The sequence below is a fragment of the Sporosarcina thermotolerans genome, assembly GCF_042658975.1.
Classification (GTDB): Bacteria; Bacillota; Bacilli; order Bacillales_A; family Planococcaceae; genus Sporosarcina; species Sporosarcina thermotolerans.
Genome location: NZ_JBHSRM010000014.1, coordinates 195310 through 211428, shown reverse-complemented (window position 1 = coordinate 211428; position 16119 = coordinate 195310). Strand labels below are relative to the sequence as shown.

The window sequence follows — 16119 nt, the reverse complement described above, 5'->3', positions numbered from 1 at the left end:
ATGGCACGAATGGCAGCTTTCATCGTTCTTTTGATACCCATTTTAATAACGGCTGGTGGCATTAAATTGATGCGTGATTCGCTTTTCGGCATTCTATTCAGCCCACTTCCGTTCATTTGGCTACAATTTGTAATCGGTTTACTTATGTTTGGTGCAGGTCTTGCATTTTTCGCAGGCTTCCTTTTACGCCGCGACCGTCGTAAAGGAAGAGTTCAGGAAAGATTTAAATAATATGCAGATACTGTTGATTTACGCTACAGGCGGACGCTTTCCGCGGGCATGGCTTCAGCCTCCTCACTTCACTACGCTTCGTTGCGGGGTCTTCAGCTCATGCTATTCCCGCAGGAGTCGCCGCCTTTCGCTCCAATCAACGGAGCAACTATAATCAACAAAAAATATTAATGCAACCAAATAAAAAGGGACATCGGCAAGTTATGCTGATGTCCCTTTTTATATTATTTGAACCTTCCTGGATAATCGGTTATCCAGCCCGTTATTGACGGAGCAGGATTGCGTATGTTTTCTTCCTTTCCCGTCACTCCGTATACTCTTAATATCTTCCCGCTATCTACCATCTTACTCAAATAAGGCTCCTGCATGAGACTTTTAGATAAATGGAATCCATCCGCGAAATGATATTTCCCTAAATCATCCCAGTCAGTCGTTTTCTTTTTCACTAAAAAGGCAATTTCAAGTGAAGATTCCATCATTTTTACCCTTTCGAGAATTCCTGCATCAAATGATGATATATGCACTTGATCCAAAAGAAGAGCCATATTAAGGATATCCCTTAGGTATTCGGGTCTTTCCGATACTGTTTCTTTCAATTCGATATTCAATGCAAGATGATTCAATGCGCAAAATGAAACAACCTCACTCAATGTAGGAATTTCATGACCGGCAAAATTTCTAATAAACTTCCTGCCAACTTTAATTCCTTTCAATTCACTGAGGCTTAGTGACGAAATGGGTTTCCGAATGCCAGCAACCCTCGATAGATCCTTATCATGAACAACTACAGGTATCCCATCGGCAGTAAGCTGTACATCCAACTCAATGCCGTCTGCTCCTTGCCTCAATGCTTCCTTGAATGCACTCATCGTATTTTCAAAACAAACTCCAGAGGCTCCTCTATGCGCAAAAACAAGCGGTTTATAATTTGGGGATTCAATTGACAATTTCAAAACACCTTTCGAGTTTTTACTATTATACTCCAATCGAACAAGGAACTCCCTAAAAGATTTTATTGGATCTTCCGAATGAAAAGGACACAAGCTATGGCCTGTGTCCGATTAAGAATTTTAGTATGATTTCAACTTGCCACGTTTTCAAGTCTAATTTTATCTGCAATCATTGCAATGAATTCACTATTCGTTGGCTTACTTTTTAAATGATGTACTGTATAACCGAATATTTTGGAAATTGTATCATAATTTCCCCTGTTCCATGCAACTTCAATTGCATGCCGTATTGCTCTTTCTACTCGTGACGGGGTTGTTTTGTATCTTTCTGCAATATCCGGATAAAGAACTTTTGTAACTGAACCAAGTAAATCATTATCTGTGTAAACCATTTGAATGGCTTCCCGTAAAAAAGCGTATCCCTTAATATGTGCTGGAACGCCAATTTCTTTTATGATGGTCGTTATTGTTGTATCAAGTGCTCGCTGTGTCATACCAGTATCCTCAACTTCTTCTTTCGGTGCTTGCATCGTTGGTCTAACTGGTTTTTGTGTTCCAGCAACTTGGTGTATTTGTGTGATTAATCGATCGAATTCAAAAGGCTTCAACATGAAATATGATGCACCAAGGCCTCCAGCTTGAGCCATTACATCCTCTTGACCAAAAGCGGTTAGCATTATTATATGCATAGCTGACATTTCTGGATTCCCTTTAATCGTTTCCAAAACAGCTATACCATCCAAATGGGGCATAATTATATCAAGAAGCAACAAATCCGGTTTGTTTTCCTCAAGCATGGAAAGACAAACTTTGCCGTTATGAGCAGACCAAATCACCTCAAGGTCCGGATGTTGTTTAAAATAAGCGGTCATCGTTTTAACAAGCTCTTTATTATCATCCGCAATTGCAATTTTCACTTTCGTCATCCCACAATTCCCCCCGTATTTTTCCATTGGTTATCCCTTTTACATTTTTCGCTTTAAGCAAACTTATGTATAGTAAAAATTCGACAAACGATTTAACATTCCTTTAAGAAATTTGAAAATGCGTCTAATGAATTAGGGTTTCCCTAAATTTCGACGGACTTTGACAGGACATTAAAGTGTGGAAGGCGGCGTTTAGCTTCGACAGGCGGTGGATTATAAAGAAAAAAAAGGTCAATCCCCAATGGATTGACCTTTTAAAATGGAATTACTTTCCTTCGCCGTCACGCATTGTCACTAAGAATAAACCGGCACCTTTCTTTGGTTCATCCACAAACATATGCGTTATGGCACCAACAAACTTTCCATTTTGGATAACGGGACTTCCACTCATCCCCTGCAAAATTCCACCCGTTGCTTCTAACAAGACAGGATCCGTTAGAATGAACTGGAATTGTTCTTCTTCAATATGCGTAATTCGGATGGAGAATGTCTCGACTTCAGTCCCTTTTACGGTTGTAAAAATTTCCGCTGCCCCAGTCTTTAATTCCGTGGGCTGCATGATTTCAAGCGGCTCGGATAAAACTTTCTTATAGGCAGCATTCCAGTTGCCGAAAATTCCATATACGCCATTTGTTTTAATTGTGCCAAGGTAATCTTCACCATCTATGATGGAAGATATCTTGTAACCCGGAGTGCCTGGTATACTTTTCTTAATCTGCTCAATTTCAGAGAGGTAAATCGCGCCTTTTTTGAATGATGGTGGTGATTTTAAGGAACTATCGACAATCTGATGGCCGAGGGCGCCATATGTTCCACTATTCGGGTCAACATATGTTAAAGTTCCTGTTCCCTCTGTTCGGTCTTTGAGGAATGGCAGGAGACGTTTTACCGCATCCCTATCCGCAAGTATTTCAATCGGTGTTCCTTTCCGATTGATATTCATGTGGATTCGATCTTTTTTTGCCTTGCCGACGACTTTTTCAAAGTCCCTCAGATTAACGACAGGTATCCCCTCCATTTTGATAATGGAATCGCCTGCCTTCAACCAATAATCTTCCTGAACGAGTACGTCATTCGTAATATAAACACCGGACAAATCCATTTGAATACCAATGGAATGTCCCATTGGAATGACATGATCTCTTGAAGTTGCCGATACTTTCTCGTGGAAAGGCAGTAATAACAAAAGCGTGGCAAACGAAACGGACAACAGTCGCCTACTCCATCCCATGGTTCACCTCCTCAGCTGAAAGATACTATTGGTATGTCCGTTCTGACGGAACTTATGAAAGGGTAAAACAAGAAAAAACGCATACATTAAGTATGCGTAAATAATCGTTTCCTATAATGTTTTTTATTGTTAAATATCAATGAAATGTAGCTTTTCTTGTTTCAGCCATTGAAAGTAGCTCTTCCGCATGCTGTAAAGTTAACGAAGTAATTTCGGCTCCGGAAAGCATCCTCGATAATTCCTTCGTTCGCTCTATTTCAAATATTTCAGCAACGGCTGTTGTTGTCCGATTATCAGTTACTTCTTTTTTAATAAGAAGATGATGATCGGCCATTGCCGCCACTTGTGGAAGATGGGAAATGCAAAGCACTTGGGAATTTACTGCAATCATGGAAATTTTGTCAGCGATTGCCTGTGCGACCCGTCCACTTACACCAGTATCTACCTCATCAAAAATAATTGAAGTAATTCCTTGATGTTTTGAAAAAATTGTTTTTAACGCCAACATAATCCGTGATAGTTCACCGCCGGACGCTATTTTAACAAGTTGTTTTAATGGCTCACCGACATTTGTTGAAATTAGGAAAACAATATCATCAATTCCGTTACTGTCAAATACATTTGCTGGTTTTCTTGTAACAGAAACCTTAAAATCGGATTTTTCCATATGTAGTTCTTTTAATTGCTGCATAATCGCTTTTTCCAACACACTAGCAGATTTCTTCCTTATTATGGATAACTCGTTTGCTTCGATCTCCAAGTCCTTTTTTAACTGATCAAGCTTTTCTTGTTCTTCCACAATACGCGCATCTCGATTCAGCAACTGATCCAGCTCATCAGAAATCTTTTCCCGATAAATTAGGATATCCTCTATCGTTGTACCATATTTTCTTTTTAATGATAGAAGCAAAGCAAGACGGTCTTCTACAAAAGATAACCTCATAGGGTCGAATTCCATACTGTCAATTATACTTTTAAGCTCATGAGATACATCCTGAAGGGAATAGAAACATGACGAAATGATTTCAGCCTGTGAAGAAAGCTCTTTATCAATTGAAGCGGCATCTTCCAGATCGCTCATTGCCGATCCAACCCAATCCAAAGCGTGATTATCTCCGCCAATGGATTCAAATGCAGTATTCAACCGTTCGAAAAGCCGATTAAAATGTTGGAGTTTTAGCTTTTCCTCCTCAAGTTCTTCCTCTTCACCAACCTGTAGACCTGCTGCATCAATCTCTTTTAACTGGAAAGAATAAAGGTCTATACGCTGTGCAACCTGTTGTTCATTCTCATTAGCTGTTTCAAGTCTTCGCTTTAGTTTTACATAACGTTCATAAATATCATGGTAATTTTTATGGGCTTCAAATAAGGGCTGTCCTGCAAATTGATCAAGCAGGTGAATATGCCTTCTCTCATGCATAAGTTCCTGATTATCATGTTGGCCATGGATATCGATTAACTGAGAACCTATTTCACGTAAACTTGCAATAGTCACAAGCTTGCCATTAACCCTGCAAGACGTCTTACCATTTGAATTGATATCGCGCCTAAGTATAATATTGCCATCCTCGAAATCTATTCCAAAGTCATTTAACTTTTCAAAAACAGGATGATTTTCTTCTTCGATGATGAACATGCCTTCCAACTCCGCTTTATTTGCACCATGGCGAATAAATTCTTGGGAACCTCTTCCCCCGACTAGAAGCTGAATTGCATCAATAATTATAGACTTTCCGGCACCTGTTTCACCTGTTAAAACAGTTAAACCTTCTTCAAACGATACTTCAAGTTGTTCGATAATAGCGAAATTACGAATGGATAGTTCACTTAACATGTAAATACGAGCCTCCTTTATTGAAAATCAGGCTTATATTAGTGCTAATAACCTGGACTTCACTTCAATAGTTAGCGACTCATCCCTGCAAATAATCATGCAAGTATCATCCCCACAAATAGTTCCAAGCATTTCATCCCAGCCTAAATTATCGATAAGGGAACCTACAGCATGGGCGTTTCCTGGCAAGGTTTTCAGAATGATAAAATGACTTGCGCTATCCACACTGACGAATGCGTCGTTTAACATCCGTCCAAGTTTTTCTTCGGTATTGAACTTATTGACAGTCGGGATATTATATTTGTAACGGCCGTCAGGAAGAGGGACTTTAATAAGATGTAATTCCTTAATATCACGGGATACTGTCGCCTGTGTAACATCCACACCCGAACTTTTTAACATATCAACAAGTTGATCCTGAGTTTCCACTTCATTATTGGTGATAATCTCACGAATCCGTAAATGCCGTTGTCCCTTATTCATTTCAATCACTCCATTGCTTAATTATCACTGTAAGTTACTGAAAGGCTTTATGCGCCTCGTCGATCAATGATTCAAATTCAGATTGAGCGTAAGTTATAGCCGGCTCACTTACCGATTTTAAATGGTAAAGGAATTCAATGTTCCCTTCTCCACCAGTAACTGGTGAATATGAGATGCCTTGAAGTAAAAAACCCTCCCGTAAGGAAGCCTCCGCAATTTTCTGCAGTACTTCCAAATGCACGGATTTGTCCCTAACAATTCCCTTTTTCCCTACTTTGTCCTTTCCTGCTTCGAACTGTGGTTTAACAAGTGCAACTACATCTCCGCCGTGAGCAAGAATTTGTTTTAATGGAGGTAGGATTAATTTCAAAGAGATGAATGAAACATCAATGGTCGCGACTTCTGGAACACCGTCTTTAAACAGTTCAGGAGTAGCATGCCTGAAGTTTGTTTTCTCCATTACCGTAACCCGATCATCACTTCGTATCTTCCAGGCAAGCTGATTGGTGCCCACGTCTAAAGCATAACAATGCTTAGCTCCATTCTGAAGTGCGCAGTCGGTAAATCCGCCGGTGGATGAACCGATGTCCAAAACGATTTTACCATCAACGGTCATATCAAATAATTCCAAAGCCTTTTCCAGTTTCAAACCGCCACGGCTTACATATTTCAAAACCGCCCCTTTTACGATTAAAGGGGCGTCAATCTTAATCTTTTCTCCAGGTTTATCCAACCTTGTTTCGGCAGAGAATACGATTCCCGCCATTATCGAGCGTTTCGCTTGTTCCCTTGTTTCCACTAACCCTCTTTGGACAAGCAGGATATCGACCCGCTCCTTCTGTTGGCCGTTTGTCATACAATTTCCCTCGCAACACTAGTCTTGGCAACTGATTTTTCCATAGTTTTCACAACGTTTTCGCAAGTCAAGTCTATTTCCTCGAGCAATCTATCAACACTTCCGTGCTCGATGAATTCGTCAGGAATGCCTAACCTATTAATCGAAATATGCCCCATTGATACATCATGTGCATATTCAAGAACAGCGCTTCCAAATCCACCTGCCAATACGGCCTCTTCAACCGTAATGATTGGTTTCCCATCCTTAAATATCTCATCAAGCATTTCTGTGTCAAGGGGTTTGATGAACCTTGCATTTACCACTTTTACTTCAATGCCTTTTTTAGAAAGTGTTTCAGCCGCCTCGATAGCCATTGGAATCGTTGTTCCGAATGTCAAAATTGTCCCGTCTGCACCTTCACGAAGTACTTCCCATGTCCCGATTGGAATGGTTTTCAGTTTTTCATCCATTACGACTCCAAGTCCATTGCCTCGCGGATAGCGCATTGCAATCGGACCATCATCATAACTTAATGCAGTCTTCACCATATGCTGACCTTCGTTTTCATCTTTCGGCATCATAATAACAATGTTTGGCATATGCCGTAAAAACGCAATATCGAATACGCCCTGATGGGTTTCTCCGTCAGCTCCTACAAGTCCCGCACGATCAATTCCAATGAATACATTTAGTTTTTGACGAGTTATATCATGTAAAACTTGGTCGTATGCTCGTTGCAAGAATGTCGAATAAATTGCCAAAAACGGCTTCATACCTTGGGTTGCCAGGCCTGCTGCCATTGTTGCAGCATGCTGTTCCGCAATACCAACATCAAAGAAGCGTTCCGGGAATTCAGCTGCGAACGATTCGAGTTTCGAACCTACAGGCATCGCAGGTGTGATAGCTGCCACACGTTTATCCTCTCGAGCAATCTTCCTAACCGTTTCAGAAACGAGTCCACTCCAAGATGGTGCAGTTGTCGGTGATTTCACAAAATCTCCTGTTTCAATCTTATATGGGCCAGTTCCATGCCACGTTCCGATTTTATCGTCCTCGGCAGGTCTAAATCCCTTACCCTTTTTCGTAATTACATGAAGGAGGACTGGACCATCCATTTTTTTAGCGTATTGGATGTTTCGTTCCAAATCAGTAAAGTCATGTCCGTCGATTGGACCAAGATAAGTAAATCCAAGCTCCTCAAAAAACACTCCTGATACGAGCAAATATTTCAAGCTATCTTTCACTCGTTCAGCAGCGGCTGCAACCTTCCCGCCAACAGCTGGAATTCTTTTGAGAAGATATTCAAGTTCATCCTTGGCACTGTTATACTTCCCAGCTGTCCTCAATTTTCCAAGTACAGCGTGAAGTGCACCTACGTTAGGCGCAATTGACATTTCGTTGTCATTTAGGACAACAATCATATTCGTTTTAAGATGGCCAATATGATTTAAGGCTTCTAAGGCCATACCGCCTGTCAATGCCCCATCTCCTATGACCGGTACAACATAGTTCGAGCCGCTTTGCATATCCCTTGCGGCTGCCATACCCATCGCTGCGGAAAGTGATGTTGAGCTATGGCCTGTTTCCCATACATCATGTGCGCTTTCGGACATTTTCGGGAACCCGCATAATCCCTTATATTGACGTAATGTATCAAATTGTCCCGCTCGGCCTGTTAATATCTTATGCACATACGCTTGATGTCCAACATCCCAGATAATCTTATCTTGAGGGCTATCAAACAGTTTATGCAATGCGATTGTCAATTCAACAACGCCTAAATTCGGTCCAATATGACCACCCGTCGTCGACAGGTTATGAATAAGGAATTTCCGAATTTCCTTTGCCAATTCCGTCATTTGTTCTTTATTAAATTTTTTCAAGAACGACGGATTCGCTATTTGAGTGAGATCCACTACTATCACACACCTTCATAATTTGATTGCCACGTTTGCGTCAGTAATGTTTTCATTATATCAAGAAGGCTCTTCAATAGAAACTTTTTGGCGAAAATCAGCATAACAGGCTATTTTAACTTTTAACGGTCAAGCATTTCTTTGCACGATATAGTCGGCGAAATGTTTTAACATAGAGTTTTCCTTTTTTATAAAGGAAAGGCACTCAATTGCGTCTTGGTGATATTTTTCAAGTTGTTGCTTAGCACCCTCAAGACCAAGAAGCGATGGATAAGTAGACTTATCACTTGCAGTATCACTGTTTGCAGTTTTACCAAGCTGCTCGGTAGTTGAAGTGACGTCAAGAATATCATCTTGGATTTGAAAAGCCAGCCCAATGTTTGTCGCATATTCCCGGAGTTGGTTCAACTCCTCTTCATCCGCACCAGCAAGAATTGCACCAGCTTCAATACAGAATGATAATAATGCGCCCGTCTTATTTCGGTGCACTTCTTCAAGCTCATCAAGCGTCAAAGTTGAGCTTTCGCCTTCCATATCGAGTATTTGGCCACCAACCATTCCATCTGCACCTGAAGCATTGGCAAGTAGAGCAATTAGTTTAACCACCTTTTCAGGACTTGTATGTTGTAAAGACGCTAAAATCCCAAAAGCAACCGTTTGCAAGGCATCACCAGCAAGGACTGCTGTAGCTTCCCCATACACTTTGTGATTCGTAGGTTTACCTCTTCTGAAATCGTCATCATCCATGCAAGGTAAGTCGTCATGAATAAGGGAATATGTATGAATAAGTTCGGCTGCACAAGCAACTTTCAGAGCATCTTCCGAAGTAGTCTTTCCGAAATCGGCCAAAACCGCAAGGACAAGGAGTGGTCTTATCCGTTTTCCGCCAGCATTGACAGAATAAAGCATCGAGTCTTTCAAATTGATCGGAGAATTTTTCGATTGGATTAATTGATTCATCTCCGCATCAATCAGGGGTGTCTTTTCTGAGATAAATTGTTGTAAATAGTTATTCATCGGAATCTTGTCCTTTCGCCGGATTGAACGAAGTAGGCTTCCCTTCTTTATCAATTATAGTAATTAGCTGCTCTTCAGCATCCTGCAATTTCCCATGGCAATATGCAGATAGCTCCATTCCCTTTTTATAAAGTGTAATGGCATCTTCCAAGGGAACATCACCTGATTCCAACTTTTGAACGATATCTTCCAATTTAGACATCGCCTCTTCAAATCGGAGTGTTTCATTGCTCATTTGAATCTTCCTCCTTGTCCTTCATCTTGATTGACTTGATGTCCGCCTCTACCGTTCCATCTGGCAGCCGGACTTGTACAGTTGAACCCACTTTAAGGCTATTAACTGAATTGACGACATTTCCCTCTTTATAAACAATTGAAAAACCGCGTTCCATGACGTCCAAAGGGTTTAGGGCCCTTAACATTCTGATGATGGAATTGAAATTATCCTGATTCTTGCACATATCGCTTTGAATTGAACGTGTCATTCTTTCAACTAACAAGTCCATATTTCTGCTTTCCTCTTTTATTCGCTGCAGTGGTGAATAATATGAAAGCATTCTATCCAATCGCTCATGGTTGTGCTTACGATTCGCAGTTATGTCATTTTTGTTTCTTAGTAACCTGTCGTCCAAGTTAGCCATTTTTTCAGTGAAAGGACGATAAAGTCTCTCTGGGAATTGTAACGGGTATGATTGCTGAGTAGTTGTCAGTCGTTTACGTTCATGTTTAATTTGATGTGAAAATGACCTATAAATTGAACGTTTCCGATCCAATATCCTTTCAAACAATTCCTCACGCGAAGGGACGGCTAATTCAGCCGCTGCGGTAGGAGTCGGGGCTCTCATGTCAGCGACAAAATCCGCAATTGTCGTATCCGTCTCATGACCAACTGCACTAATAATTGGTATGCGACATGAAAAGATCGCCCTCGCTACTATCTCTTCATTAAATGCCCATAAATCCTCTATAGAGCCACCACCACGACCTATGATCAGTACATCTACTGAACCATAAGACTCTGCTGAACTGATTGCCTTGACAATAGAGGGCGCAGCTTGAGGACCTTGCACGATAGCAGGGAATAAACAGATCTCCGCCAAAGGATAACGTCGTTGTATGGTGGAGCAGATATCCCGAATTGCAGCCCCAGATTGTGCAGTAATTACACCAATTCGCCTTGGAAGTGAAGGTAATCTTTGCTTCCATCTTTCGTCGAAAAGTCCTTCTTTTGCTAACGCTTTCTTTAGTTGCTCGAATGCAAGGTAAAGAGCACCGACACCATCAGGTTGCATAGATTGAACGTAAAGTTGATATTGGCCACTTGATTCGAAAACATTCACGTCACCAGTAATAAGGACGTTCATCCCTTCTTCAGGTTTGAATTTTAGTGAATTTGCTGCAGAACGGAACATGGCGGATTGTATCCTGCTTTTATCATCCTTTAATGTAAAATAAATATGCCCACTTGGATGAATCTTAACATTGGATAATTCGCCTTTTACGAAAACATTCCTAAGGTAAGGATCCGCCTCGAATTTCCGTTTTATGTATTTTGTTAATGTAAATACAGAGAGATAGGGATTTTCAGTCATCTTTTCACCTCCAGTTCACCGACGATATAAACGCTGTCTTTCCTGCGAAAAACAGCGTCCAGACACCATTACTTTATAAGTATTTTAATTGCTTCACGCATCTTCAAACCTGAAGATTACTCATCTTCTTTTCACTTGCAATTTCCGCGCTTTGAAGTGTGTTTTTCAAAAGCATTGTAATCGTCATCGGACCTACTCCACCAGGTACAGGGGTAATAGCGGAAGCTACCTCTTTCGCTTTTTCAAAATCTACATCTCCGCATAATTTACCATTCTCATCTCGGTTCATACCTACGTCAATGACAACCGAACCTTCTTTAATATGCTCGTCCGTGACAAATTTAGCGCGGCCGATAGCAACAATGAGAATATCCGCTTGTTTTGTGTAGGACGCAAGATCCTTCGTTTTCGAATGGCAATATGTGACCGTTGCATCTTTTTGAAGCAGCAATTGTCCCATCGGTTTGCCGACTATATTACTTCTTCCAATAACGACTACATGTTTTCCTGCAATTTCAACACCAGTACGCTCAAGCATTTCCATAATCCCATGGGGCGTGCATGGAAGGTATGCCACTTGTCCAATCATCATTTTACCGACATTTTGAGGGTGGAAACCATCTACATCCTTATTAGGGTCTATCTTTTGGATGACTAAATCTTCATTGATATGTTCTGGTAAAGGCAATTGAACTAAAATGCCATGGATGGAGTCGTCTTGATTCAACTTTTCAACTTGGTCCAAAAGTTCCTTTTCAGAAACAGTTGCCGGCAAATTGATCACTTCGGACCTTATTCCGACTTCAGCACTTGATTTCTCTTTATTTCTAACATATGTTTTTGAAGCGGGATTTTCTCCAACGAGTATTACTGCGAGGCCCGGCGTCGTGCCAGATGATTTCAAATTGCTGACACCTTGCTTAATTTCCTCCCTGAGTTCTTTTCCGATTGCTACACCATTGATTAATTGAGCAGTCATCTATTTCCCCTCCACATAAGTTTGTTATTTTTCTTCGAATTTAGATAGGACGCCATTAACAAAGCGGCCGGATTTTTCATCCCCAAATTGTTTACAAAGTTCAATCGCTTCGTTTAGTACTACTCGATGTGGTACATCTACATGGTGAAGAAGTTCATAAACAGCAAGTCTGAGGACCGTTCTTTCAATTTTCGGCAACCGGTCAAGTGACCAATTTTCAAGTTTGTCTGCGAGTACCGCATCGATTTCATCACGATATTCAGTAGTTCCTTTGACAAGTGATTCATAGAAAGGGTCGATAGGGCCATCTGTTATATACGTTATCGCTTCCTCTATTGACATTTCTGTGTTATCCAGCTGAAAAAGGGTTTGTACCGCTTTTTCACGTGCTTCTCTTCGTTTCATAAATTTGTCTCCTTCGCTACTATATCTCTTGGGCTATATCATAGCATATTCGGTTGATGAAGATATAGCAGGACAAGTTGAAAAGCACCATCCGATGGACGATGCTTTTCTTCTTATTCGTTATCCTCTGTTACATCAAAATCGATACCTGTTACATGGATATTTATTTCTTTAGTCTCAAGTGAAGTCATATTGAGTACGGTGTGACGGATCTGTTTTTGAATTTCCGTAGCTACTTCAGGTATTGGGTAGCCGTATTGGACAACACAATAAACATCGACAATAAGCTTATCTTCGATCCAATCGATCTTAACACCTTTACCATGAAATACTTTTCCGAACTTTTCTGCTACCCCTGTTGCAAAATTGCCTTTTGTTGTTGCGACACCTTCTACTTCGTTTGTAGCGATGCCAATTATTACTTCGAGGACTTCAGGAGCTAACTGGACGCGTCCTAAAACCGCGTCTCCATTTGAACTCTTTCCAGCAAATGAAGGATTTGTCTTATCAGCCATTCCACTTCTCCTCCTACTATCTAAAATTACTTTTATTCCATTACGGAGTATTTCTCAAGAAACTTTGTATCAAAGTCGCCGGATTTGAACACTTCGTTGTTCATTAGGTTGTAATGGAACGGTACAGTAGTTTCCACGCCTTCAATAATGAATTCGTCAAGTGCACGTTTCATCCTTGCTACCGCTTCTTCACGAGTATCGGCATGGACGATGAGTTTTGCGACCATTGAATCATAGAAAGGCGGGATTGAATATCCAGTATAAACCGCTGAGTCAACCCTTACTCCGTATCCACCTGGAGGCATATACATTGTAACTTTACCTGGGGACGGCATGAAATTCTTCGATGGGTTTTCTGCATTTATACGGCATTCGATTGACCATCCATTGATTTTAATATCTTTTTGACGGAAGGCTAACTTCTCACCCGCAGCAACTTTTAATTGCTGTTGGATTAAATCTATTCCAGTAATCATCTCTGTGACAGGATGTTCTACCTGGATACGTGTGTTCATTTCCATGAAATAGAACTTTTGATTAATATGATCGAATATGAATTCAACAGTTCCCGCTCCACGGTAATTAACTGCCTTAGCAGCCTTAACTGCCGCGTCACCCATCTGCTCCCTGATTTTAGGAGTTAATGCTGGGGATGGAGCTTCCTCTACAAGCTTCTGCATTCGTCGTTGGATTGAGCAATCACGTTCACCTAAATGAATGGTATTGCCATACTTATCCGCAAGAACTTGTACTTCTACGTGGCGGAAAACCTCTATATATTTTTCAAGATATACTCCTGGATTACCGAATGCAGCAGCAGCTTCTTTTTGGGTGATCTTGATGCCTTTAACTAACTCATCTTCATCCCTTGCAACACGGATCCCTTTTCCACCACCACCTGCAGTTGCTTTAATGATGACTGGGAAACCGATTTCTTTAGCTACTTTAAGCCCTTCGATTTCATCTTCAACAAGGCCGTCGGATCCTGGTACAATCGGAACTCCGGCTTGTTTCATCGTTTCTCTCGCGACATCTTTCGTTCCCATTTTCGAAATTGCATCCGAGGTTGGGCCAATGAATTCGATATTCACTTCTTCGCATAGTTCAGCGAAACTTGCATTTTCTGCGAGGAAACCATAACCCGGATGAATTCCATCACAGCCAGTCAATTTGGCTACGCTAATAATATTGGAAAAGTTCAAGTAGCTGTCTTTAGAAAGTTTCGGACCAATGCAATATGCTTCGTCTGCAAGCTCAACGTGTAGAGCTTCTCGGTCAGCTTCTGAATAGACTGCCACAGTTTTAATATCCATCTCTTTGCATGCGCGGATAATTCTTACTGCAATTTCCCCGCGGTTAGCTATCAATACTTTTTTCATTTCTGTAACCCCCCTCAGTTTTGTTTGACGAGGAAGAGAGGTTGTCCGTATTCAACCAATTGACCGTCTTCCACAAGAATCTCCACGATTTCTCCGGACACTTCAGCTTCGATTTCATTGAAGAGCTTCATCGCTTCTACGATACAAACGATTTTCTCTGGGCTGACGGAGTCCCCTTTTTTAACATATGAAGGTGTATCCGGTGATGAAGACTGGTAGAATGTGCCGACCATCGGAGATGTGATTTTGTGTAAAGAAGGATCAACTGCTGCGGCAGATGAGTTCGATATATTCTCGTTGTTTGTTGTTTCAACTTTTTCTTGTTTAGGCTCATCTTGTTTAACTTCTTGCGTTGCCGGTGTTTCTTGTTTAACTGGTTCCGCATTTTTTTGTTCCGTTTGCACATGTGCATTCGAATTACCTTTTTCCAATTTTATCTTCGTGCCTTCTGATTCAAATGTAAATTTCTCAATTGAGGATTGGTCGATTAATTTAATGATTTCTCGGATTTCTTGAATTTTCAACATTGACAATTCTCCTGACTCTAATTTTTTTCTATACTACATCTATTTTAGACGTTTTTCATACATATTGAAATAGATATAGTCGATTTACTTCGAAAAAGAGTCGGTTAATAAGAAAAAGACCCTTTTAGGGCCTAGTCTTAGAATTATTCCATAAATTCAACCTGGACAGTACGTGCATTTTCCCAGCTCGTCATTACATATTGTGTGATTTCTGCCGCCATTTTAGATGAATGTCCATCTTCAGCAATGACAGTAACAGTTACTTTGCCCTTTTCCATTTTTACAAATGCATCAGGAAAGCCAAGGTTTCTTATTTGAATCTCCATCATTTCTTCCGCAGATGTCTGTTTGTTGAGTTCATTTAATTCCTCATATGCCGCTATTTTATCTTCTGCTGACAAAGCTGAATCTAACATTTTTGTCGTCAACAGGGCTTTCTCCGTGCTTCTTTCATTCATCAAATTCATTCTCATTTCCTCAAATTGCATGGCGTCCGCATAGACAGGTTTTATTGCACTTTCGACATCCGGCTTAGAAACTGTAACTTTATCATTATCTCCAAAAATTGCCATTGCATCTAAATCCATCGGTGCTTCCTTTTTCAAATAATAGATTGAGATCACCGCTACGAGACTTAGTAGAGTTAGGAACCAGACAGTTCGTTTATTCGCTTTCAATATATATCCCCCTTTTATTCATTTCCTCGACGACAATCCGATGTTCTGGCAATTGGAGAACCGCCGATAAGATTCGTTTGATTTTGTTTTTCGTCATGGGATTGTCCGCACCTTCCGCAACGACGAGGATCCCTTGCAACGGGTTCTGTTTTTCAGACTTGGTGCCGGATACTGAAAAGTAATCTGTTAATGGGCTTGACTCATCTTTCGGTTCAGAATGTGTGTAGATGAACACTTCCCCAATTCCTTCAATTTTCATCAACGCTTGTTCAAGTGCAGAAACCTCTCGACTCTCCTCCCCTTTCTTATTTCCCCCTCCCATCGAACCAATTGTAGAATTGATGAAAATTATGAGGATCGCGAGTAGCGTTCCGATGAAGAGCATATGAAGTTTTCGTTTTGGTTTTTGCATATAATCACCATTTCATTCTTCGAGCCGGATATGGTTCGTGTCATCTATGTTGCATGATATGCTTGTTCAGAAGAGGCTATGACCAAAAATTGTGGTGATAGAATGAATGATCCAAATTCCTATAGCCATCTTCATTAAAGGTAGAAATTCATCTTCCAGCTCCCCGGGCAATATAAGTGACAAGACGGAAGATAAAATGCAGAGTAA

The 16119-nt window shown here is 40.8% G+C and carries 18 protein-coding genes; 1 reads left to right on the top strand and 17 read right to left on the bottom strand.

The features are described from left to right. Entirely contained in the window at positions 1-231 is a 231-nt protein-coding gene (locus tag ACFPZG_RS12620) for a DUF2627 domain-containing protein (protein ID WP_283732159.1), read from the top strand. 224 nt (positions 232-455) lie between these two features. Here the strand turns inward: ACFPZG_RS12620 and ACFPZG_RS12615 are convergent, their stop codons facing one another. The 17 genes from ACFPZG_RS12615 to ACFPZG_RS12535 form a co-directional block, all read right to left on the bottom strand. Next, on the bottom strand, positions 456-1178 hold the full coding sequence (locus ACFPZG_RS12615) for a glycerophosphodiester phosphodiesterase (protein WP_283732160.1): 723 nt from the start codon (positions 1176-1178) through the stop codon (positions 456-458). 134 nt (positions 1179-1312) lie between these two features. Beyond that, a complete protein-coding gene (gene spo0A / locus ACFPZG_RS12610) occupies positions 1313-2107 on the bottom strand; it encodes a sporulation transcription factor Spo0A (protein WP_283732161.1) in 795 nt (264 codons plus the stop codon). Positions 2108-2372: 265 nt separating this feature from the next. Continuing rightward, a complete protein-coding gene (locus ACFPZG_RS12605) occupies positions 2373-3338 on the bottom strand; it encodes a SpoIVB peptidase S55 domain-containing protein (protein WP_317940739.1) in 966 nt (321 codons plus the stop codon). Positions 3339-3474: 136 nt separating this feature from the next. Next, a complete protein-coding gene (gene recN / locus ACFPZG_RS12600) occupies positions 3475-5172 on the bottom strand; it encodes a DNA repair protein RecN (RefSeq protein ID WP_283732163.1) in 1698 nt (565 codons plus the stop codon). Between the two features lie 33 nt (positions 5173-5205). Continuing rightward, a complete protein-coding gene (gene ahrC / locus ACFPZG_RS12595; RefSeq protein WP_283732164.1) occupies positions 5206-5655 on the bottom strand; it encodes a transcriptional regulator AhrC/ArgR in 450 nt (149 codons plus the stop codon). Between the two features lie 34 nt (positions 5656-5689). Then, positions 5690-6511 (bottom strand): TlyA family RNA methyltransferase, encoded by an 822-nt coding sequence (locus tag ACFPZG_RS12590; RefSeq protein ID WP_283732166.1) that lies wholly within the window; start codon positions 6509-6511, stop codon positions 5690-5692. Next, entirely contained in the window at positions 6508-8409 is a 1902-nt protein-coding gene (gene dxs, locus ACFPZG_RS12585; protein ID WP_317940740.1) for a 1-deoxy-D-xylulose-5-phosphate synthase, read from the bottom strand. Before dxs ends, ACFPZG_RS12590 begins: the two co-directional genes overlap by 4 nt. 129 nt (positions 8410-8538) lie before the next feature. Then, on the bottom strand, positions 8539-9426 hold the full coding sequence (locus ACFPZG_RS12580; protein ID WP_283732167.1) for a polyprenyl synthetase family protein: 888 nt from the start codon (positions 9424-9426) through the stop codon (positions 8539-8541). Continuing rightward, complete coding sequence (gene xseB, locus ACFPZG_RS12575; protein WP_283732168.1) at positions 9419-9661, bottom strand: exodeoxyribonuclease VII small subunit; 243 nt, start codon at positions 9659-9661, stop codon at positions 9419-9421. The genes ACFPZG_RS12580 and xseB overlap by 8 nt, the downstream gene beginning before the upstream one ends. Next, entirely contained in the window at positions 9651-11018 is a 1368-nt protein-coding gene (xseA, locus tag ACFPZG_RS12570; protein ID WP_283732169.1) for an exodeoxyribonuclease VII large subunit, read from the bottom strand. Before xseA ends, xseB begins: the two co-directional genes overlap by 11 nt. A 103-nt stretch (positions 11019-11121) precedes the next feature. Continuing rightward, positions 11122-11997 (bottom strand): bifunctional methylenetetrahydrofolate dehydrogenase/methenyltetrahydrofolate cyclohydrolase FolD, encoded by an 876-nt coding sequence (gene folD / locus ACFPZG_RS12565; protein ID WP_283732170.1) that lies wholly within the window; start codon positions 11995-11997, stop codon positions 11122-11124. Positions 11998-12021: 24 nt separating this feature from the next. Continuing rightward, positions 12022-12402 (bottom strand): transcription antitermination factor NusB, encoded by a 381-nt coding sequence (gene nusB, locus ACFPZG_RS12560; RefSeq protein ID WP_317940741.1) that lies wholly within the window; start codon positions 12400-12402, stop codon positions 12022-12024. Between the two features lie 113 nt (positions 12403-12515). Next, positions 12516-12917: an Asp23/Gls24 family envelope stress response protein gene (locus tag ACFPZG_RS12555; RefSeq protein ID WP_283732171.1), complete on the bottom strand. Its 402-nt coding sequence runs from the start codon at positions 12915-12917 to the stop codon at positions 12516-12518. Positions 12918-12949: 32 nt separating this feature from the next. Continuing rightward, positions 12950-14296 carry an acetyl-CoA carboxylase biotin carboxylase subunit gene (gene accC, locus ACFPZG_RS12550; protein ID WP_283732172.1) on the bottom strand — a complete coding sequence of 449 codons (1347 nt, stop codon included), beginning with the start codon at positions 14294-14296 and terminating at the stop codon, positions 12950-12952. 14 nt (positions 14297-14310) lie between these two features. Further along, positions 14311-14823: an acetyl-CoA carboxylase biotin carboxyl carrier protein gene (accB, locus tag ACFPZG_RS12545; RefSeq protein WP_283732173.1), complete on the bottom strand. Its 513-nt coding sequence runs from the start codon at positions 14821-14823 to the stop codon at positions 14311-14313. A gap of 143 nt (positions 14824-14966) precedes the next feature. Then, positions 14967-15500, bottom strand: a complete 534-nt coding sequence (locus ACFPZG_RS12540) for a SpoIIIAH-like family protein (RefSeq protein WP_283732174.1) — start codon at positions 15498-15500, stop codon at positions 14967-14969. Then, on the bottom strand, positions 15487-15912 hold the full coding sequence (locus ACFPZG_RS12535) for a hypothetical protein (protein ID WP_283732175.1): 426 nt from the start codon (positions 15910-15912) through the stop codon (positions 15487-15489). Before ACFPZG_RS12535 ends, ACFPZG_RS12540 begins: the two co-directional genes overlap by 14 nt. Positions 15913-16119 lie beyond the last annotated feature (207 nt).